21 protein-coding genes are annotated in these 20,166 nt (G+C 62.6%); 14 read left to right on the forward strand and 7 right to left on the reverse strand.

Features of this window, described 5'->3' with window-relative positions; translation table 11 throughout:
* Window positions 1–17 precede the first annotated feature (17 nt).
* The 6 genes from ACZL02_RS21910 (at window position 18) to ACZL02_RS21935 (ending at window position 7,439) form a co-directional block, all read left to right on the forward strand.
* Entirely contained in the window at window positions 18–1,268 is a 1,251-nt protein-coding gene (locus tag ACZL02_RS21910) for an SfnB family sulfur acquisition oxidoreductase (RefSeq protein ID WP_472940827.1), read from the forward strand.
* A 10-nt stretch (window positions 1,269–1,278) separates the two neighbouring features.
* Entirely contained in the window at window positions 1,279–2,682 is a 1,404-nt protein-coding gene (locus ACZL02_RS21915) for an LLM class flavin-dependent oxidoreductase (RefSeq protein ID WP_472940828.1), read from the forward strand.
* Window positions 2,683–2,848: 166 nt separating this feature from the next.
* The gene (locus tag ACZL02_RS21920) at window positions 2,849–3,868 is read left to right on the forward strand and encodes a sugar ABC transporter substrate-binding protein (protein ID WP_472940829.1); all 1,020 of its coding nucleotides are present in this window, start codon (window positions 2,849–2,851) and stop codon (window positions 3,866–3,868) included.
* A gap of 70 nt (window positions 3,869–3,938) precedes the next feature.
* A complete protein-coding gene (locus ACZL02_RS21925; RefSeq protein ID WP_472940830.1) occupies window positions 3,939–5,465 on the forward strand; it encodes a sugar ABC transporter ATP-binding protein in 1,527 nt (508 codons plus the stop codon).
* The gene (locus ACZL02_RS21930) at window positions 5,455–6,465 is read left to right on the forward strand and encodes an ABC transporter permease (protein ID WP_472940831.1); all 1,011 of its coding nucleotides are present in this window, start codon (window positions 5,455–5,457) and stop codon (window positions 6,463–6,465) included. Before ACZL02_RS21925 ends, ACZL02_RS21930 begins: the two co-directional genes overlap by 11 nt.
* Entirely contained in the window at window positions 6,462–7,439 is a 978-nt protein-coding gene (locus ACZL02_RS21935; protein WP_472940832.1) for an ABC transporter permease, read from the forward strand. The genes ACZL02_RS21930 and ACZL02_RS21935 overlap by 4 nt, the downstream gene beginning before the upstream one ends.
* 69 nt (window positions 7,440–7,508) lie before the next feature.
* Here the strand turns inward: ACZL02_RS21935 and mgrA are convergent, their stop codons facing one another.
* From mgrA to ACZL02_RS21950, 3 genes are all read right to left on the reverse strand, one after another.
* The gene (mgrA, locus tag ACZL02_RS21940; RefSeq protein WP_472940833.1) at window positions 7,509–8,552 is read right to left on the reverse strand and encodes an L-glyceraldehyde 3-phosphate reductase; all 1,044 of its coding nucleotides are present in this window, start codon (window positions 8,550–8,552) and stop codon (window positions 7,509–7,511) included.
* A 987-nt stretch (window positions 8,553–9,539) separates the two neighbouring features.
* Window positions 9,540–11,417 carry a putative bifunctional diguanylate cyclase/phosphodiesterase gene (locus ACZL02_RS21945; RefSeq protein WP_472940834.1) on the reverse strand — a complete coding sequence of 626 codons (1,878 nt, stop codon included), beginning with the start codon at window positions 11,415–11,417 and terminating at the stop codon, window positions 9,540–9,542.
* Window positions 11,414–13,243 (reverse strand): CHASE4 domain-containing protein, encoded by a 1,830-nt coding sequence (locus ACZL02_RS21950; protein WP_472940835.1) that lies wholly within the window; start codon window positions 13,241–13,243, stop codon window positions 11,414–11,416. The genes ACZL02_RS21945 and ACZL02_RS21950 overlap by 4 nt, the downstream gene beginning before the upstream one ends.
* Window positions 13,244–13,635: 392 nt before the next feature.
* Here ACZL02_RS21950 and ACZL02_RS21955 point away from each other — a divergent pair, with 392 nt between their 5' ends.
* Entirely contained in the window at window positions 13,636–13,914 is a 279-nt protein-coding gene (locus ACZL02_RS21955) for a hypothetical protein (protein WP_472940970.1), read from the forward strand.
* Window positions 13,911–14,303 (forward strand): PIN-like domain-containing protein, encoded by a 393-nt coding sequence (locus ACZL02_RS21960; RefSeq protein WP_472940836.1) that lies wholly within the window; start codon window positions 13,911–13,913, stop codon window positions 14,301–14,303. Before ACZL02_RS21955 ends, ACZL02_RS21960 begins: the two co-directional genes overlap by 4 nt.
* Before the next feature lie 17 nt (window positions 14,304–14,320).
* On the opposite strand, the gene ACZL02_RS21965 is transcribed toward ACZL02_RS21960, so the two are convergent.
* Both ACZL02_RS21965 and ACZL02_RS21970 read right to left on the reverse strand, forming a co-directional pair.
* Window positions 14,321–14,779 (reverse strand): helix-turn-helix domain-containing protein, encoded by a 459-nt coding sequence (locus tag ACZL02_RS21965; protein ID WP_472940837.1) that lies wholly within the window; start codon window positions 14,777–14,779, stop codon window positions 14,321–14,323.
* 51 nt (window positions 14,780–14,830) lie between these two features.
* Window positions 14,831–15,025, reverse strand: a complete 195-nt coding sequence (locus ACZL02_RS21970) for a PDZ domain-containing protein (RefSeq protein ID WP_472940838.1) — start codon at window positions 15,023–15,025, stop codon at window positions 14,831–14,833.
* Between the two features lie 87 nt (window positions 15,026–15,112).
* Here ACZL02_RS21970 and ACZL02_RS21975 point away from each other — a divergent pair, with 87 nt between their 5' ends.
* The 3 genes from ACZL02_RS21975 to ACZL02_RS21985 all read left to right on the forward strand — a co-directional run bounded on the left by ACZL02_RS21975 (window position 15,113) and on the right by ACZL02_RS21985 (window position 16,217).
* On the forward strand, window positions 15,113–15,310 hold the full coding sequence (locus ACZL02_RS21975) for a DUF2934 domain-containing protein (protein ID WP_472940839.1): 198 nt from the start codon (window positions 15,113–15,115) through the stop codon (window positions 15,308–15,310).
* A gap of 26 nt (window positions 15,311–15,336) precedes the next feature.
* Window positions 15,337–15,702 (forward strand): DUF3140 domain-containing protein, encoded by a 366-nt coding sequence (locus tag ACZL02_RS21980; protein WP_472940964.1) that lies wholly within the window; start codon window positions 15,337–15,339, stop codon window positions 15,700–15,702.
* Between the two features lie 263 nt (window positions 15,703–15,965).
* Window positions 15,966–16,217: a hypothetical protein gene (locus tag ACZL02_RS21985; protein ID WP_472940840.1), complete on the forward strand. Its 252-nt coding sequence runs from the start codon at window positions 15,966–15,968 to the stop codon at window positions 16,215–16,217.
* 163 nt (window positions 16,218–16,380) lie between these two features.
* Here the strand turns inward: ACZL02_RS21985 and ACZL02_RS21990 are convergent, their stop codons facing one another.
* Both ACZL02_RS21990 and ACZL02_RS21995 read right to left on the reverse strand, forming a co-directional pair.
* Window positions 16,381–17,025 (reverse strand): hypothetical protein, encoded by a 645-nt coding sequence (locus ACZL02_RS21990; RefSeq protein WP_472940841.1) that lies wholly within the window; start codon window positions 17,023–17,025, stop codon window positions 16,381–16,383.
* A 136-nt stretch (window positions 17,026–17,161) separates the two neighbouring features.
* Window positions 17,162–18,115, reverse strand: a complete 954-nt coding sequence (locus tag ACZL02_RS21995) for a class I SAM-dependent methyltransferase (RefSeq protein ID WP_472940842.1) — start codon at window positions 18,113–18,115, stop codon at window positions 17,162–17,164.
* Window positions 18,116–18,657: 542 nt separating this feature from the next.
* On the opposite strand from ACZL02_RS21995, the gene ACZL02_RS22000 reads away from it, so the two are divergent.
* The 3 genes from ACZL02_RS22000 to ACZL02_RS22010 all read left to right on the forward strand — a co-directional run bounded on the left by ACZL02_RS22000 (window position 18,658) and on the right by ACZL02_RS22010 (window position 20,146).
* On the forward strand, window positions 18,658–18,858 hold the full coding sequence (locus ACZL02_RS22000; RefSeq protein WP_472940843.1) for a helix-turn-helix transcriptional regulator: 201 nt from the start codon (window positions 18,658–18,660) through the stop codon (window positions 18,856–18,858).
* Between the two features lie 37 nt (window positions 18,859–18,895).
* Window positions 18,896–19,627: an SOS response-associated peptidase gene (locus tag ACZL02_RS22005; protein WP_472940844.1), complete on the forward strand. Its 732-nt coding sequence runs from the start codon at window positions 18,896–18,898 to the stop codon at window positions 19,625–19,627.
* A gap of 144 nt (window positions 19,628–19,771) precedes the next feature.
* A complete protein-coding gene (locus ACZL02_RS22010) occupies window positions 19,772–20,146 on the forward strand; it encodes a MerR family transcriptional regulator (RefSeq protein WP_472940845.1) in 375 nt (124 codons plus the stop codon).
* Window positions 20,147–20,166: the final 20 nt, after the last annotated feature.

Raw genomic sequence — 20,166 nt, forward strand, 5'->3', positions numbered from 1 at the left:
CAGATCAGGATCCGCCGATGACCGCCGCCGCCCTCGACCTCAGCGCCGTGCTCCCTGCGTCTTCCGAAGCGCCGCCCGTCCGCTACCGCGACGTCCACCGTATCGCCGATGATGCCGAAGCGATCGCCGTGGCCACTGCGCTGTCGGGGGAGTTCGCCAGAGGTGCGGCCGATCGCGACCGGGAGCGACGCCTGCCCTTCGCCGAGATGGACCAGCTCTCGCAATCCGGCCTGCTTGCGATCACGGTACCGAAGGCCTTTGGCGGCGCTGGCGTATCCTCCGGTACCGTCGCCCGGGTGATCGCGCTGCTTGCCGCCGCCGACGGCTCGATCGGCCAGATTCCGCAGAACCATTTCTTTATGCTCGAAGCCCTGCGTCTCGAAGGTACGGAGGAGCAGAAGCGCTTCTTCTACGGCCGCGTGCTTGCCGGCGAGCGTCTCGGCAATGCCCTCTCGGAGACCGGCACCAAGACGGCGCACGACCAGACGACGCGCCTCACAACGGTCGGCGGCGAATTCCTGCTGGATGGTCGAAAATTCTACTCGACCGGCGTGCTGTTTGCCGACTGGATCGTGGTCGTCGCCACCGGGGATGACGAGCGTGCCGTCGTCGCCTTCGTGCCGAAAAATGCGCCGGGCGTCACCGTGGTCGACGACTGGTCCGGCTTCGGCCAACGCATCACCGGCTCCGGCAGCACCGTGCTCGATGGCGTGCGGGTACTTCCGTCCGCAGTCCTCTCCTTCGCTGCCCTGTTCGAGAGGCCGACGCCGATGGGACCTTTCGCGCAGATCATGCACGCCGCCATCCAGCAGGGCCTCGCCGAAGGTGCGCTGGCCGAGACGATCCGCTTCGTCCGCGAAGTCGCCCGGCCTTGGCGCGACGCCGGCACCGAGCGGCACGGCGATGATCCGCATGTGATCGCCACGATCGGCGAGGTGAAGATCCGGGTCGAGGGCGCCAAGGCATTGCTCGCCCGCGCCGGCCGCTTCGTCGATACGGCAACACGTGAGCTTTCGGCCGACAGCGTCGCCGCCGCCTCGATCGCAGTGGCTGAAGCCAAGATCATCTCCACCGAGGCTGCCCTCCTGGCCGGCTCTAAGCTGATCGAGCTCGGTGGCGCCAGCGCGACGCTGGCCAAGCACGACCTCGACCGCTTCTGGCGCAACGCACGGACCCATGCCGTGCATGACCCTGTGCTGTGGAAGTACCGCTTCGTCGGCGATTACTGGCTGAACGGCGTCAATCCGCCCCGCCATGGCGCGATCTGAGAGATTCGAGATGACCCGCGAAATCCGACTGAACGCCTTCGAGATGAACTGCGTCGGCCACCAGTCGCCCGGCCTCTGGGCCCATCCCCGCGACCGGTCCTGGCAGTACAAGGACATCGACTACTGGACCGACCTCGCCAAGCTCCTGGAGCGCGGTCGCTTCGACGGAGTGTTCATCGCCGACGTGCTGGGGGTCTACGACGTCTATGGCGGCAATCTCGATGCGGCCCTTCGCCATTCCACCCAGGCGCCGGTGAACGATCCACTGCAACTGGTGCCGGCAATGGCGGCGGTGACGGAGCATATCGGCTTCGGTCTCACCGCTTCTCTCTCCTTCGAGCACCCCTACACCTTCGCCAGGCGGATCTCGACGATGGATCACCTGACCAAGGGCCGCGCCGGTTGGAACATCGTCACCTCCTATCTCGACAGTGGCGCCAAGAACATCGGCCAAGCCAAGCAGGGCGCGCATGACGATCGCTATGACGTCGCCGAGGAATATCTCGAGGTCTGCTACAAGCTCTGGGAAGGCAGCTGGGAGGAGGGGGCCGTGCTGCGCGACAAGGAGCGCCGGATTTTCACCGATCCCGCGAAGGTGCACCCGATCGCGCATGACGGGCACTACTACAAGGTTCCCGGCATCCATCTTTCCGAGCCCTCGCCGCAGCGCACGCCGGTGCTCTACCAAGCCGGCGCCTCGACCCGCGGCCGCCAGTTCGCCGGCGCGCATGCCGAATGCGTCTTCGTAGCGCAGCCCTCGAAGACCGTGCTGAAGAAGACCGTGGCCGGTATCCGCGCCGCCGTCGCAGCGGCCGGCCGCGATCCGCATTCGGTCAAGATATTCAACTTGCAAACCATCATCGTCGACGAGACCGACGCCAAGGCGCAGGTGAAATACCGCGACTACAGCCAGTACATCAGCCGCGACGGCGCCTTGGCGCTCGCTTCCGGCTGGCTCGGCATCGACTTCTCCGCCTATGCGCCGGACCAGCCGCTCCGCCACGTCAAGAGCAACGCCGTGCAGTCCTCGGTCGAGGCGTTTTCGAGCGCCGACCCGTCGAAGACCTGGACGGTGGACGAGCTCGCCGACTGGATCGGCATCGGCGGCCTCGGTCCGCTGTTCGTCGGCAGCCCGGAGACCGTCGCCGATCTGATCGAGGAATGGGTCGAAGAGACCGACGTCGACGGCTTCAACCTCGCCTATGTCCTCGCACACGAGACCTTCGAGGACGTGGTCGAGCATCTGGTGCCGGAGCTGCAGCGCCGTGGCATCTACAAGCACGATTATGCCGGCGGTACGCTGCGCGAAAAACTGTTCGGCGAAGGCGCACGTCTTCCCGAGAACCATCCCGGGGCCGGCTACCGCGATCTTGTCCGTCTGCAATCCGGGCACCGCCTTTCCGCTGCCGAGTAGCCATCGATATCTGCGGAAGGATTGTTCCTCGTGGCTACGATTTGCCTGAGATCCTTTCCGCGCATCGGGGCCGTAACGAAACGGCTGGCCTCTCATCAATCCAGCAATTCGATATACTGATCGCGAAGCCTTTGGGGAGGCGGACTTTTCGGAGAGGGACTTTCCTATGAGCGAGCACATCGAACCAGCCGGTATCGCACGCCGAACGTTGTTCAAGGCCACCATGGCGGTAGGCGCCGTGGCACTGGCGGGGAAGGCAGGTTTCACCGTGCCGGCCCGCGCCGCCAATGCGGCCGACGTGCCATCACTTGCCGGAAAGCGCATCGCGATCTCGGTCACCGGCACCGACCACCATTTCGACCTCACCGCCTACAATGCGCAGGTGGAAGAGGTGAAGCGCCTCGGCGGGGAGCCGCTGGCGGTGGACGGCCAGCGCAACGACCAGAAGCTGGTCTCGCAGCTGCAGACGCTGATCGCGCAGCGGCCCGATGCCCTTGTCCAGACACTCGGCACGCTGAGCGTCATCGACCCCTGGCTGAAGAAGGCGGGTGACGCGGGCATCCCGGTCTTCACGATCGACGTCGGCACTCCGAACTCGCTGAACAACACCACCTCCGACAACTGGCAGATCGGCTCTTCGCTGGCCCTGCAGCTGGTCTCGGACATCGGCGGCGAGGGGCAGATCGTCGTGTTTAACGGTTTCTACGGCGTGACGCCCTGCGCCATCCGCTACGACCAGCTGCGCAACGTCATCAAGTACTTCCCGAAGATCACCATCCTCGATCCGGAGCTGCGCGACGTCATCCCGAACACGGTGCAGGATGCTTTCGCGCAGACCACGGCTATCCTCAACCGTTTTCCGGAGAAGGGCTCGATCAAGGCGATCTGGTCGGCCTGGGACATTCCGCAGCTCGGCGCCTCGCAGGCGCTGGCATCGGCGGGCCGTACGGAGATCCACACCTACGGCGTCGACGGCAGTCCGGAAGTGCTGCAGCTCCTGCGAGATCCGGCTTCCGCCGCGGGTGGCAACGTCGCCCAACAGCCGACCGAGATCGGCCGCATCGCGATCCGGAACGTCGCCCGGCATCTCGCCGGCCAGACCGTACCACGCGAGACCTACGTGCCGGCGATCCTCGCCAACAAGGCTAACATCGATCAGGTGTCGAAGACCCTCGGTCTGAGCTGATGACGACGGGCGGCGCCATGCGGGTAAGGGAATTCGCATGACGCCGCGGACCGGGAGGGGCGGACTTTCCATGAAAGAGAAGGTACCGCTCGCTCTCGATGTCGGGGGCGTCAGCAAGCATTTCGGCGGCGTCACGGCCTTGGACGAAGCATCGCTTCATGTGGAACGAGGCACGATCCATGGTCTGGTTGGCCAGAACGGAGCCGGCAAGTCGACCCTGATCAAGCTGCTCGCCGGCATCCACCGTCCGGACGGCGGCAGCATTGCCATCGACGGTGTCGTCGCCGGAACGCTGACGCCGGCTCGCGCCGAGGCGATCGGCATCCACTTCATCCACCAGGACCGCCTGCTTGTGCAGAGCTTCACGGTCGGCGAGGCGCTGTTCCTCGGCCACGAGTTGCGCCGGCCGGGAACGCCGTTTCTCGACCGCCGCGGCATGGAGCGGCAGGCAGAGGCGACGCTGCAGGACTATTTCGGCATCGCCTTGCCGAGGGACGCGCTGGTGTCAGAGCTGACCACCGCCGAGCGACAGATCATTCAGATTTCCCGCGCCCTGCTGCGGAAGCCGTCGATTCTCGTCTTCGACGAGCCGACAGCCTCGCTGGTTCGGCGCGAGGCGGAAATCCTGTTCGGGCTGATCCGTCGCCTCAAGGCGGAGGGCGTGACCATCCTCTACATCTCCCACTATCTCGCCGAGATCGAAGCTTTATGCGATTGGGTGACGGTGATGCGCAACGGCCGGGACGTCGCGACGGTCGATCCGCGGCAGGTGCCCGCCCGCGAGATCGCGGAGCTGATGATCGCACGCGACGTCGGGGAGATGTTCCCGAAGCGCACGGTGCCGATCGGCGACGTCGCGCTGGCGGCACGCCATCTCTATCGCAAGGGCGGCTTTCAAGACGTATCCTTCCAGGTCCGACGTGGCGAGGTCGTCGGACTGACCGGTCTCGTTGGCTCCGGCGCAAAGGATCTGGTGCGCGTGCTCTTCGGCCTCGACATCGCAGACGGCGGCGAGGTCGAGGTGCTCGGCACCACCGGACGGGCGGCTTCGCCCGCGGCTGCGGTGGCACGCTCGGTGGCGCTGGTGCCTGAGGACCGGCGCGGCCACGGGGTCGCTTTGGCGCTCAGCGTCTTGGAGAACACCACGCTTGCCGGCCTCAGGCGCTTCTCCCGCTTCGGCTTCCTGTCGCGGCTGCGCGAACGACGCGAGGTCGACGCGCTGATTGGGCGTCTGGCGATCAAGACCGACGGCCGCGATGCCGCGGTCGGCACGTTGTCCGGCGGCAACCAGCAGAAGGTGGCGATCGCCAAATGGCTCAGCCGCCAATCCGATGTCTACATCCTCGACGAGCCGACCGTCGGTGTCGACGTAGGGTCGAAAGTCGAGATCTACGGGCTGATCGGCGACCTCGCCGCCCGGGGCGCCGCGGTGCTGATCCTGTCCTCGGATCTTGCCGAACTCGCTGGTATCGCCGACCGCGTTCTCGTCATGGTGAGGGGCCGGATCGTCGAGGATGTCGCCGCCGACGCGGCGAGCGAACAATCGCTGCTGGCCCTCGTCACCGGCGCCTACGAAGGGAGCCGGAATGTCGGATAGTACCGGCTTCTCCGCGGACGACGATCCGGTCACGGCATCAGGCCAGTCCGATCTCGGCGCTGCCCTGCTCCGGGCCGGGTCGCTCGTCGCTTTTGCCGGGCTTTTCGTCCTATTCGCTGCCACGGCGCCGTTCTTCTTCAGCGTAGGTAATCTCGGTAACGTGTTCGGCCAGGCGGCCATTCTCGGCGTCCTCGCCGTCGGCCTGACCGCGGTTCTCGCTGCAGGCGGGTCGAACGTCGTCAGCGGCGGCATCGACCTGTCGCTAGCGGCGAACATGGGCCTGTCCGCCGCGGTCTACGCCGTGCTGGTGCAGCGGGGACACGGCGATACGGTCGCGGTCACCGCCGCCCTTTCCACCCGTCTTGCCATCGGTGCCGTCAACGCCATCGCTGTCACGCTGCTGCGCGTCGTGCCGCTGCTGGCCACCTTGGCCGTGATGAACATCGTCGCCGGCATCGAGCTGGTACTGACCCGGAACACCGTGGTGCCGGCCGCGACGCCGCTGCTGTCGGCGCTGTCCGGCTACGGTCCGTTTTTCGTGCCTATCCTCGCATACGTGCTGGTCGGCTTCGTCTTTTTGGCTACGGCGATCCTGCAATTCACCCCGATCGGCCTGCGCCTCTATGCCGTCGGCGGATTCCGCGAGGCGGCGCGGGCCGCCGGGCTGCCGGTGCGGCGGCTGGTCGCCGGCAGCTATCTGGCATCCGGCCTCTGCGGCGGTCTTGCCGGCATCCTTTCCGTCGCCAATCTCAGCGGCTCGACCACAGGCTCCGGCGAGATGCTGCTGTCGGTGGTGGTCACGGCGCTGCTCGGCGTAGTGTTTCCGCGCCGCCTGCTGCCGACCGTGCCCGGCACTTTCCTGTCGACCCTGTTCGTCGGCATGCTTGTCAACGGTTTCCAGCTGCTCAACCTGTCCTCGACGCTCGTTAACGGCGTGCAGGGCGTCCTGATCATCCTCGTCGTCGCTGCGACGACGCTGCTGCGCGAGGCTCCGGAATGACCGTGCTCCAGGTCCCCCGCTTCGGTGCATACGGCTGGCTGCAGGCTCTGCCGCGATTCGCGGTGATCGCCGCTCTCGCCCTCTTCGTCGGCTACTTCTCGCTGGCGACATCGTCGTTCCTGACTCCCGGCAATCTGCAAAGCCTGCTCGTCAACAATTTCGCCCTGCTCGCTATCGTGTCGCTGGCGATGACGCTCGCGATGTCCGCGGGTGGCATCGATCTCTCTGTCGGCACCGCGATCGATTTCTCGGCGCTGACCTTCGTCTCGCTCGTGCTGGCGGGCCAGCCGATGGCCGTGGCGGCGATCGCCGGGGTCGGCGCCGGTGCGCTCGTCGGTGCCTTGAACGCCGTCCTGATCGCCGGCCTCGGCATCAGCCCGTTCCTGGCGACGCTCGGCACCCTCTTCATCGGCCGCAGCGGCCAGCAATTGCTGACCAATGGTGGAAACCCGGTCTACCTGCCGCAGGCGGGCATTCCGCCGTCCTTAGCCTGGCTCGGTCATGGCGCGCTACTCGGGATGCCGGTCCCGCTGCTCGCGGTCTTCCTGCTGGCGCTGACGCTGCTTGCGCTTGCCGCGACGCGCTTCGGCCGGGTAGTGCTGGCGATCGGCACGCAGCCCGGCGTCGCCCGCTACTCCGGACTGCAGACCCGCCGGGTCCTTGCCGGTGTCTTCATCGGGACGGCGTCGTCAGCCGCCGTGGCAGGCCTCGTGCTATCCGCCACGGTCAACGTCTATGTCCCGAGCTCCGGCAATGCCTTCCTGCTGAACGCCATTGGCGCTGCCTTCATCGGAACGACGCTCAGCCGGGAAGGGCGCCCCAATGTGGCAGGAACGCTCATAGGCGTCCTGCTACTGGCGATCCTCGCCAACGGCCTGCTGCTCACTGGCATCAGCTTCTACTGGCAGCAGGTAGCGACCGGCCTCCTGATCCTTGTCGTCCTTGCCGCCAGCGCCCGGCGAGTCGCCGGATAGTCGGCCGGCGCCGCATCCGATCGAACGAACTCGAAAGGGCCGCCCGCTCACGCCGGCGGCCCTTTCGTTTCAAATCGGCTGGTCGTGCGAGGGCTTGTCCCAGAGGTTGATGCCGCCCTCAACCGCGTGAATGTCGATCTCGGCCAGCTCCTCGGAGGTGAAGGCGATGTTGTCGAGCGTGGCGACGTTCTCGATCACCTGCTCGGGCGAACTAGCACCGATCAGTGTCGACGTGACGCGTGGATCGCGCAGCACCCAGGCGAGCGCCAGCTGCGCCAGCGTCTGTCCGCGACGCTTGGCGATGGCGTCGAGCGCCCGAACGCGGATGAGGTTTTCTTCGCGTAGATGGGCTGCAGGGAGGGAGTCGCCTCCAGGACGATTGATCCGCGCATCGGCTGGGATTCCGCTGAGATACTTGTTGGTCAGCAGCCCTTGCGCCAAGGCGGTGAACGCGATGATCCCGGTGCCCGTCTCATCGGCGGCGTCGAGTAGGTCCGCTTCGATCCAGCGGTTGAAGAGGTTGTAGGCGGGTTGGTTGATCAGCAGCGGCACGTTGAGCGCGGCCAGGAGTCTGGCGATCTCCCGTGTCTTCGCACCGGAATAGGACGAGATCCCGACATAGAGAGCCTTCCCCTGTTCCACGGCGCTGGCAAGCGCGCCGGCGGTCTCTTCGAGCGGTGTGTCGGCATCGAAGCGGTGGGAGTAGAAAATGTCGACATAGTCGACACCGAGCCGCTTCAAGCTCTGGTCGAGGCTGGAGAGCATGTATTTCCGCCCGCCGCCGCCTTGCCCGTAGGGGCCAGGCCACATGTCCCAACCGGCCTTGGTGGAGATCACCAGTTCGTCGCGATAGGCGGCGAGATCCTCCTTCAGGATGCGGCCGAAATTGATCTCGGCACTTCCGTAGGGAGGCCCGTAATTATTGGCCAGGTCGAAATGGGTGATGCCGAGGTCGAAGGCCTTGAAGATGATCGGACGCTGACGTTCGAGAGGGTTGCTGTCGCCGAAATTGTGCCAGAGTCCGAAGGACAGAGGCGGCAATACGAGGCCGCTTCGGCCGACACGGCGGAATGAGGCATTGTCGTAGCGATCGGGCGCGGCTTGATAGCTCAATGGAATTCTTTCGTTGGGGACAAGGGGTCGGTGGGGTGATCAAGCGTCGAAACGGTGACGTGCCGCCGGGTGGCTGGCGGGCAGTCGGTCGCCACCGTCCTGGCGGAGGCGCGAGCGCAACGTGCCCGTCGGCGCGGCCGAGCGATAGAGGCCCCGTTCGATGAGTTCGGGCACAACCAGCTCTGCAAAACTTTCGAAGGACTCTGGAGCGACAAGCTGTTGCAGTAGAAACCCGTCCACGCCGGAGGCATCGACGTAGGCAGCAATGCCGTCGGCGATCTCGGCAGGCGTGCCGAGGAAGGTCAGGCCGCTGTTGCCCTCGACCCGGGCGTAGCGGCGCCTGAGGTCTCCGGCTGGAAGCGGAGCGGACGCGGAGGCCGACTCCGTGTGTCCCGTAGTCTTGGCAAGCGGCTAGTCGTCGGAATATCGGGACAGGTCGAGCCCGCTATAGCCCGCGTAGGCAGCCAACGTCGCTTCCATCGTAGTAATCTTGGTAGTTATCGAGCTTTTTCTGTGCTTCCGACCGGGTCTTGCCGACGACTATCTGCACGCCGGCGAGGGCAGTGATCTCGCTGCCGTCTCGTCCGAACTTCGTTCGAGCCCCTGCCCTTACGGCGAGGGGTAGGATCCTCCGACGAAGACCATTAGGATCACCGGCCATGGCAACTGCACGGAAATAAGTCCGATAGGTCTGCTACGAAGAGCGACGTCGGCCGGTCGCGCCGATTGCCATCTCTGAGCCGGCACTCCCATTATAGTTGTTCAGTGACCTGCGGAAGGCAGCGTCCTCAAGGACGTACGGAGTGAAACCGGATAGGCGCAGGAATTCCCAAATTACTTCGCGAAGCCGTAAAATCGGTGCCTAGATAAGACTGTAGGAATTTCGAAGGCCTGCTGGAACGCTTCACAGAATGCGTCCATTTGTCGAATGCATCACCGTCGACTTCAGTGAACGGCGACGAACGCGTGGCAGGGTTCTGGATCCTCTCAGGATGCGCGCTGGAGCGCACGGTCTGTCAGGAGTGCCACGACTTCATCGGCTGGCAAGGGCCTATGGAAAAGGAATCCCTGAAGGTCGTGGCACCCGACATCCCGCAGAAGCCGATGCTGGTGCATATGCTCAACACCCTCTGCGGTGATCGACAGCTTCAGGGCCAGGCCCAGCCCGACGATCGACCGGACCACCCCCTCGGCGCCTTCCCCGATGCCGAGGTCATGCACGAAGGAGCGGTCGATCTTGAGCTTGTCGAACGAAATGCGGGCGAGGTAGGCGAGGCTGGCATAGCCGCTGCCGAAGTCGTCGAGTGCAAGCCTGAAACCCATTTCCTTCAGCTGGCGCAGCCGTCGGGAAGCCAATTCGATATCGTCTATCAGCACCGTCTCGGTGACCTCGAACTCGAACATCGACGGGTTGACGCCCATCTCCAAGACGAGCGAGCGCAGACCATCGATGAAATCGGGTGCACGGAGTTGAGCAGGCGAGAGATTGATCGCGGTGACGAGACCCGGCCACTGGCGGGCATCTCTGAATGCCCGGCGGATGACCCAGCTTCCGAGTTCGCGGATGAGATCTGTCTTTTCTGCGACCTGGATGAACTCGATCGGTGGAATGAACCCTCGCACCGGGTGCTGCCAACGCAGCAGCGCCTCGACACTGCTGATGGGAACGCCTTCGGCACAGACCAGGGGCTGGTAGTGCAGTGCCAGGGAATCGGACCTTATGGCTTCCGCTAGGTCCCGCGCCAGATGCTGTGCTCCGAGAATATCCCTTTCCATGGAGCGCTCAAATTCTAGAGCCACACCACGGCCGGCGGCCTTGGCTGCGTAAAGGGCGATATCGGCCTGCCGCATCGCCTCCACCAGATTGGCCGTGCCGGGTGGTGAATGGGCGATTCCGATCGATACGCTCGTCAGGACGATCTGTCCGCCGACATCGTAGGGCTCGGAGCAAGTCGCGAGCAGCTTGGCGGCGACGACTTCCATCGAACCGCGCTTCATCGAGATGACTGCGAATTCGTCTCCGCCGAGTCGTGCGGCGAACCCGTCGTCGCCTACCGCGTCGCGGATGCGAACCGCGAACTGGCGTATCAGCTCGTCGCCGACCGGGTGCCCGAGGGAATCGTTGACGTCCTTGAAGCGATCGAGATCGAGGTAGAGGACGGAGAGCCGACGGTCTCCATCCTCTGCCGACAGGAGCACGTCGTGCTGGAAGCGCTCGCTCAATCCCGTCCGGTTCGACAGGCCCGTCAAGGCGTCGACGCGAGCCGCTTCCTGCGCTTTGGCCTCGCTGGCCTTCAGCTGAGCGTTCAACCTTTCGAGTTCGGCCACTCGAAGGGCGAGTTCGTCGGTAACCGCGTTGTCTGTGCTCCAGCGATAGGCAAGGGCGGTCGCCAGCTGCTGCAGTTCTCCCACATCGAACGGTTTCAGGAGGTAGAAGAGCTTCTCCGGCCGCCCGATAGCGAGAGAGATCTCCGAAGGCTTATGATCGGAGTAGCCCGTGACGATGACCAGGTTCACGTCCGGGTCGAGCAGACGGATGCGCCGGGCTGTTTCCAGGCCGTCGATCCCCGGTGGCATGCGCATGTCGATGAAAGCGATGGCGAACGGTCTTCCTTCAGCCGCAGCGGTTTCCACTATGGCAATGGCATGCTCGCCCTGGCGACAATACACGATGTCGTCGATCAGGCCCTGTGCATCGGCGGCGGACGTCTCGCCACCGAACAACTCCTCGGAAAGATCATCGAACGCGTCGCCGTCGAGCGAGGACTTCGTGACCAGGTCGCCAAGGACACGGCCGTAAGCTTCCAGTAGTTGTGCATCGTCGTCGACGACAAGGATACGCCGAGGTTTGGCGGAGGAGGTCATGCAGCGTCCTTGAATTCGGCAGCGTCGCGGGGAAGTATCAGGTGCAAGGTCGCGCCTTGGCCCGGCCCCTCGCTTCTTGCGAACAGTCTTCCGTTCATCGCGCCGACGGCGTTCGCGCACCAGTGCAGGCCAGTCCCGCCGGAACGGTCGCGCCGAGTGGAGTATCCCTTCTCGAAGATCGTCTCCAGCCGTCCCGGCTCGATACCTTCGCCATCGTCTCGCAGCATGATGGCAAGAGCGGTCGTGCCGCCCGTGTCGAGCTCGGCGATCTCGATCTCGATCCTGCCATGGCCTCGGCCAGTAGCATGTATCGCCTCTGCGGAATTGACGAGCAGATTGCCGAGGATCTGTTCGAACGCGATGCGGTGTCCGAGCACGGCTGCGTCAGGCTCGACATTCACCAGAAGCTCGATGCCGTCCTTCCCGGAGATCAGTTTCGCCGCGCTCGCGATCGAGGAGCTCAGATCGATCCGTTCGACGACCCGCTGCCCTTTGGAAGCCACGTCCTCTTCCTTCAGGATCTCGTCGACGTGACGGACCATGGCTGTCAGCGTTTGAAGGTCCGCATGTCTGGTTCCGCCTTCCTCGAGCAGCTTCGCGGTGGACATGACGACGAACTTATGCAGCTTTCCCGCACGTTCCGCGGGAAGCATGGGATCCGCGATTTCGTCCAGGGCTTTGGCGAGGTTCCGTTTCCAGGGCGCCTCTTCTCGGCGAGTCAGATCCCAGGCGATCGTGCCTATCGGGCTGATCGCATTGCGCACGTTGTGAAGAATCCCTGCAGCCTGGTCGGCGGCGCCATGATGATAGTCCTGCCGCCGGAGAGAGTCGCGCAGATCGGCAAGCTGTGAGGCCATTCTGTTGAACGAGACGATAGTCTCGCTCAACTCGTCGCCTCTGCCGTCTTCCGGCAGCATCGCGAGCTGACCGGTCGATCCGACCTGCGACAGATGATCTCTAAGCGCGCCCACGCGCTTGATCGCGATATGGCGGAGGACGAAGGCGAGGGCGGCGATGAGGACCAGCCCGCCGAGAACCAGCAGAACCATGGCCGCCCAGACCGCCTGACGCCCGGCCGCGGAGACGGATCGGCTCGTCTTGGACACCAGCGTGGCGATAGGAAGACCATCAAGACCGGTGACGACGGAGCGGACTTCGATAGCTTTGTCGCTGCGGATCAGTTCATCGGACGCCGAAGCCTCGGCCTCGACGGGGAGCAGTTCGAAATCGACTTTGGTCTGATCCTGCAGGGCCGCGATGTCGAGGATGCGGCCGAATAGAAGGGTGCCCGTGGCCGGCCCCGTTCGCTCGGAGGTCAGGATCGGCGCGTATCCGACCGCGACGAAGCCCGCCCCGGTTCGAACGAGGCCCGTTCGGGATCCTGGTTCGACGAAGGGCGCCAGCAGCGGATCCGTGGCAGCTACGGCATCCGACGGCATCAGCCTGAGCGGCTTGGGCTCATCGCCCGAGAATTCGTATCCGTTGTCGAGGACGACCGTCCCGTCGCGATCAAAAATGACGATGTAGTTTAGGCTGAGAGCCTTGATCGACTCGGGATTGACGTTCTTCTCGATATAGTCGGCCTTTTCCCCTTTCATAAAGGCGAAACTGTCGTCCCAGAACCCGTAGTCTCTGGACGATGAGGCGACCTGCGCTTCCTGGCTTCCAATCGCCTCCAGCACCCGGCTCTGGTTCCGTCGGGCGGCCGTATCCTCGAGTTCGAAAAAGCTCGGCATGACGGTCAGTTCGAGAGCGGCAAGATTGAGCAGGGCGGATATGCCCACGACGCCGACGAGGGCGAGATTGATCTTGCTGACGATGCGCATGCTGTCCTCCGCGAACGGACGCTAGCGAGCATCGATTAAGAATCGGTCTAAACAGGAAGGTGCCGCTTGCGCGAGTGCCGCTTCATGGATTCAAACCTTACCGGCGCGGACGCGATGATGGCTCCGGCGTTCTTTTGACAATGCCGTTGCTGGCATCCCGTCCGGTGACCGGAACGCGATGAAGCGCCCAGCACCGCCATGGTGGTGAAAAGTGCGTGAGTCCTCGTGAAGTTCGACCGGAAAGTGCAGTTGCTTTGCCGATTGGCGCTAGCACGCGGTTCCAGAAGCGCTTTTTCCAGACAAGTCAGTTCAAGAGAACGGCGATGCCAAACGGTCCGAAGGTGTCCGCCTGCGGAAATCTTCTCCTCGGGGCGACTGGCGGGCGCCATTCGATGGACGAGCCCCGCGACGCCGCAACAGCCTTCGCTGCAACGCGCGCCACAGACGATTTGCCGATGCAGACCTCCGCCGGGGGGCGCATGCCCCAGGAGCGTTCAATGGCGTTGTCCCGATACCAATCCTTTCGCCGTCTGGCGCTCGCCATTCTGATCGGCATCGCCCAAGCCGTAAAGGCGGAAGGGTCGGTAGCCCGCGTTGCTCATCTCTATGATGTCGAAGTCAGTGTCGTGCGTGATGCCGTCCGCTTCGAAGAAAGCTTGCTGGCGGCGTGAAACTCCTTGTCGATGAGAACCTTTCGAAGGCTCTCGCGAAAGCGCTACAAGCCCTGTTCGAAGCCGATCATGAGATAGTTCATATCCGGGACCGATTTGGCCTTGGCACCACCGATTTAGAGTGGATGCCGAAAATTGGTGCTGAGGGAGGTTGGATCGTCATCTCCGGCGATCGCCGTATTCGAAAGAACCAAGCCGAGTACATCGTATTCCGCCAATCTGGCCTGATCGGCTTCTTCCTTTTCAAAAAGGTCTTCGAAATGAGCGTAAGGAAGCAAATGATACGCATCCTTACGCCATGGCCGGAGATTGAAGCTCAGGTCAGGCTTGTGCAGCCAGGAGCGATGTTCGAAATTCCAGAAAAAAGCACCCGGTTCCGAACGATGTAGATTGGTCCTTCTCCATACTATGGAGGGGGAGCGACGCCGCCAGTTTCATACGCCTCGACATCGACCGTTCGAATGCGGAGCAACTTGCCGCCGAACTGGAACGCGGGAATGTCGCCTCGTTTGATCATGTTGCGGATATGCCGTTCGGAGCATGACCATCGGTCCGCGAGGCTGCTGGGGGTGTAGGCAGTCGGCTTCCAAGCGGTTGGCGCCACCTCCTTCGCCTTCGGAGCACCACCGGCTGGCAGCCGATCAAAGGCTGTCTCAAGCTCCTGCTGATGCCAGACTTTCCGAGATCCGAGGCTGCGAGGCTGCGGCATTTCACCTGCGGCGACCAAGCGCTCGAATTCTTTCGGCTCGATGCCAAGATAGATGCTCGCCTGAGCGCGGGAGAGGCCGATCGGCGGGAAAGGCCAGTGGCCAAGCGTCAGAGGAGTATCGCTGTCTACAGCCGTAGTTCGTACCTCGGGTTTCATCTGATGCACTCCTCCGGATATCGGGAGGCTGCCGCATCATGGCTGCCGTCGTCAAAGGCTGGGGTAGAACTTCCCGAGATCGGTAGGCGAATTGCCCTCTGGCGCCGGCATCACGGCATAGCGACCGTCAGGATCTTCCTTCCACCGGGCAATGTGTTCGTCCTTGATGGTGAGGGTCTGATCTCCAAAGCTGGCGGGGCCTGCGGTCTCGGTGAAGGCGACGTCTTTCCAGCTAACAGTCGGCATTGCTACTCGTCCTTGTGGCGCTAATCTGATGGCAACTACAGGAGCATACAAAAGCTCCAGCGCAGTGCAGCAAAATGGGTGGGCGAGATGACAATTGATAACACCCCGAAAGTTCGTGAAAGGGCATATAGCCTTTGGGAGCTCGCAGGCCGCCCGGATGGGCGCGAGCACGAATTCTGGGCACAGGCTTCGCAAGAGATCGAAGGTGACCAGGATCGCCGCCATAGGACGTCCTCAGGCGCGATGAGTGGGCAGCGGGAGCCCGGCTTGCCATCCGATAAGTGACCACCACTTCTCATCATCCAACAGGGATGAATGACATGGCCGATCATGCAGTTACATGGAAAGAGTGGCGCGAGCTCGTCAACATGACGCCAGCAGCGCTCGAGAAATGGCTCGAGACGATAGAGTCGAAGTCAGTCGGCGACACGAAGTCAGGGGCCGCATCGAGCGGCAAGACAGGTGGCGGAGAGTCGACGGGGCACAAGTCTGGGCGCCGCATAATCGATATCAAGAACTCGACCCAGGATGAACTCAGTGACGATGACTGGGCGCACATGGCGAAGGTCGTCGGCTACATCAAGCGGCATCTCAAGCAGCGCCCTGACGGCGATATCAGCAAGACCAACTGGACCTACTCGCTGAAGAACTGGGGGCACGATCCGTCAAAGGATTAGCGTGGAACGAGAGGGCAGGTGGACCTAGAGAAACCCTGACTTCGCTGCTGCCTCGTAAGCCGTAGCCAGAATGGTGAGCACAGCCGCCATTACCCGGATTACTCGCTTTCCTGAACGCATCTACGTCTCCCATGCCTGGTGAACATGGTTAACGGATCGTTAAATGGTCGACAAGCTCAGCCCGGCTTTTGCCAGCGATATGCCGCCAGCTTGGAACGACTGAGCTTTACCGTCCTTCCACCTTCGACCAACCGGAGGAAGTCATGTCCAAGACCGAGAACAGCAATCTTGATGACGCGAGCCACGGCGGTGGTATTGGCGACATCCCGCGGCAGCCGGTGGATCAGTCGTCTCAGAACCCCGGCAACGGTGAGCCGATCATCCTCCCCGACGACGAGGATGGCGTAGGTGTGATCGAGGATGACGACCTGACCAGCGGAGATGATGTGATTCCCGTTGAAGAGGGTGAGGATCCAGACGACGACGCGGACTCGACGCAGGGCATGCCCAGCTAGACCGCCGCGCAGAGGGAAGGGGGCAGGTACAGCGTACCCACCCCCTTTTCATTTCATGCCTCAATTTCCGGGGTGATCCAACCTGCTGCCTTCGCAAGGCGGTTGGCAACCCACATGAGGGCAACGGAGATCCAGATACGGAATAGCAGCGGGAAAGGCAGGATCATCGTGCCTTGATCTCCGCGGCTTGCCCCTGTCCCTCGGCCAGGATCTCGGCGAGATAGTCGAAGGCCTCGCCGGAATGGATCGCTTCTGACAGGAGGAAGTCGGTCCGGTCGTGCACTTCGCTAAGGCTTGCCGGCACCGCGGCGCGGATCGCCTCGGCCACCTGCCACAGCTCCTTGCGGTTCCGGTCGTAAAGCCGCTCTAGCACCGCCACGACAAGCTTGCTGGTCTCCTGCATGATCAGTGGGGAGAGCGCACCGCGGATCGTCCGCAGCGCTTCGGCAACGGCGACTGTTTCCGCGATTGCGAGGCCGTCGATTGACAGAGCTGCGTTCTGATCGTCCAGCATGAGAGCGGGCGGCGCCGCATTGTCCCGCTCGAGGAAGGTCAGCACGGAACCGATGACTGCAAGGTCGGAAGGCTCCATGTCGTTGAACCCGACCATTGCCCGCAGAGCGCCGGCAGCGCCTTCCATGCTGTTTGTCGCTGGCGTCTGGCGCCAGAGCGCTCCGTAAAGGTCCGAGATTGTGGTCTCTCCCAGCCGATCAGCCTCGGCCTTCGGGAGGGTGAGCTGCTGGGCCAGCGCGGCCTCGAGCTTTTCGGTGAGGGCCAGCATCGGGTCGTTCGTCGGAGCATTGTTCACCGGCCCGCCTCCCGATCCCGGCGAAGGGCGTCAGGGCCCGCAATGGTCGCGCCGATCAGCATGAACTTCGCCACGACATCACCGAAGCCGACGAAAAGGCCGTGATGGCTAGCGTCCGCAAGCACTACGCCTGCTTCTAGCTTAGCCAGCGGCTTCGCAGCGACGATATCAAAGTCGATATTTTGCGCATAGGCGCAGTCGCCCGCCATGACCTCGAGCCATGCATAGCCTGCAACTGAGCGCGGAGGTGTACGACCTCCGACTTTTCTTTTGCCGTAGCGCCGATTTTATCGGGCTTGTGCAAGACATAAAGGTCGTGCGCCCCGGCACCGCCTTCCTTAAATTCGACTAGCTGCAAATCTGTCTTCTCTATTTCAGAAAATACATATCGAAATTCGGTGACGGTGTTTCCGTATTCGTTTTTGTCGATGTCATGCTGCTCGCTTATGGGGTGGAAGAAGAATCCGTCGTTATCAAGCTCCGTGATCTTCATCAAATTCTGCATGATGCGGCCGTGCGCAGTAAAAATTAGAATGCCGTTGGGCGATAGTGTGCGCTCAAGCGCAGCCAGCCATCTGCCCCAAGTTGACTTCGGCATATGCGTAAAAAAACTGAACACATAGATGACGTCGTAGAGCCTCGGCATCCGAAACAGTTCGGGCACAGACTCGGAACGAACAGCGCTGAAGTTGAGCTTCTTCAAAAATTCGACAGCCTCAACGTGAATATCAGAGGCGGTGAACTCCGCGTTGGGAATGTGCTTATGCAGGTGCCTTGTTACTCTCCCATACCCGGAGGCGAATTCTAGCACCTGCAAAGGCTGGGGTTTCGAACTTAATATGCTTGTGACTTGGGCGCCGGCCATCGTGTTCGCGAGTAGTTTGGCTGTATCCTCGCCAGACTGGAAAAACTGCCGAGGAACGCTTGCGGCACGTTCGGCGCCAGCGTCCTCGTACATAAATTTCAGGATGAAATCGTTTGAATGAAGATCGGGCACAACGCCAAACTCTCTTGCGACGGCATTCGCTTCTGCCTGTGCACTAGAAATGCTTGTGAAAGCCGTTTCGGCATTTGCATCAAATTTTGACATCAGAACCTTTCAAGTATGACGGTCCGTCTTGCCGAACGGATATGCGCGTAGTTCATTTCAGATGATTGGGCTCATGCCAACCAATGGTTGGCCGATCAGCTGCTGGTGGAGCGCTTCTGCGCGAGGCGGCAAAGATAATCGAGACGCTGCGCAGTCTCGTTGGCATCCGCAAGGAGTTCGAGCTTGATGATAGCGAGCCGGAAGGCCACGCCTGAAACGACAAAAGCCGCCAAGCTCTGTGAAGGACGCGCCGGGTTAGGTACTGAAAAGGCCACAGGCTCGGAGCGCAAGGGTGGCGCAAGGACCGCGGCACTAGGATCGCTCACCAGCGTTGTCCCATTATCCAGGTTCCGCATTGAAGCAGGTGAAACGTGGCCGGCGGCATATCTTGCAGAGGTGTCGCCGGTTCGTGCCTGACTGACACTCAGCCGGCAGGGACGCCGCCCTCAGACCGATAGAGCCGGGCCGCTGCGCGATCCGTGCTTTAGCGCCGCGCCGTATGGCCATTGCCTCCGCAAAAGGCCTTTTATCGGAGCTCGACGATGGGCGATAACACTTACCGTGGCGACGCGCTTATTCCGATTAAGATTGTCCGGGAGAAGACCGGGCTCGGCGTGACATCGATCTACGACATGATGGCGAAGGGCCGGTTCCCGAAGTCCATCCCCCTTACCCCGCGGTGCGTCCGTTGGAGCCTCCATGAGGTCGATGCCTGGATCGAGGAGCGAAAAGCCGAGCGCTGAACTGGACGCGTGCCCTTGGCCGGCCACATGATGTCCGATGTGCAACCTCTACAGCGTCACCAAGGGCCAGACGGCCATCCTCGAGTTCACCCGGGCGATGCGCGACACCACGGGCAACCTTCCGCCGTTGCCTGGCATATTCCCCGACTACCCAGCGCCGATCGTCCGCACCGTCGATGGCGAGCGCGAACTGTCGATGGTTCGGTGGGGGATGCCGAGCTCGTCGCAGGCGCTGTTCCAGGCGACAAAGAAGCGTGCTGAAAAGCTCGATGCGAAAGGTAAGCCATACGACTTCCCGGCACTGCTGAAGGCCGAACCGGACGCCGGCACCACGAACATCCGCAACACCGCATCAAAGCATTGGACGCGCTGGCTCGGAGCGGCCAACCGGTGCCTAGTGCCTTTCACGTCGTTCAGCGAATGGGATGCCGCGGCCAAGGAGCCCGTCTGGTTCGCCGCCGGCGCCGATCGGCCGCTGATGGCTTTCGCCGGCATCTGGACGACTTGGACGTCTGTCAGGAAGGCGCGGGAAGGCGAGGTTACGGTCGACTGCTTCGGCTTCCTCACCACCGAGCCTAACCCGACTGTCGGCGCCATTCACCCCAAGGCCATGCCCGTGATCCTCACCGCGGCCGAGGAAATGGACGTGTGGATGCGAGCGGACTGGTCCGAGGCAAAGGCACTGCAGCGTCCAATGCCGGAAGGCGTCCTAGGTATCGTAGCCCGAGGCAAGAAGCAGGATGGCGAAGGCGCTCTACGAAGCGAATAATCACTCGGCAATCAGCTGGCGCCGCAGATGCACGCATTCGTCGACAGTCATGTGCTGCCTTCGGAACTCTTCACCATCAGTAAGCCTTCATGGCAAAGACACCTCCATTCCGCAGGCGCCTAGTCCGCATATCGGGAGCGCTAGTTGGCCGCAATTAAAGATTCCCATCCGCACAGCATCAAAGACGTCGCTGCACTGGTCGGCGTTACCCAACGCACAGTGCGCTTTTATGAAGAGATTTATTTAATCTCGCCACAGCGCAGCTCAGGCACGCGCCGCCGATACAGCGACGCTGATATGGCCCGCCTACAGAAGATCACGCATCTCGCGCACCTCGGCTTCTCGCTCGTCGAGGTGAAGCAGCTGCTCGGAGCCAAGTCGGAAGTTTATGTAATTGAGGCGCTACACCGGCGGCGCGGCGAGGTCTCCGCGGAGATCGAGCACCTTCAGAAAGTTCTCGGCGACATTTCGGACGAAATCGCTGCCATACGTCTACCGTCCCAGCATCAAGCCGCCTGAACGCTCCTCCCTAATCGACC

This window comes from Mesocryomonas fontinalis, assembly GCF_055730125.2.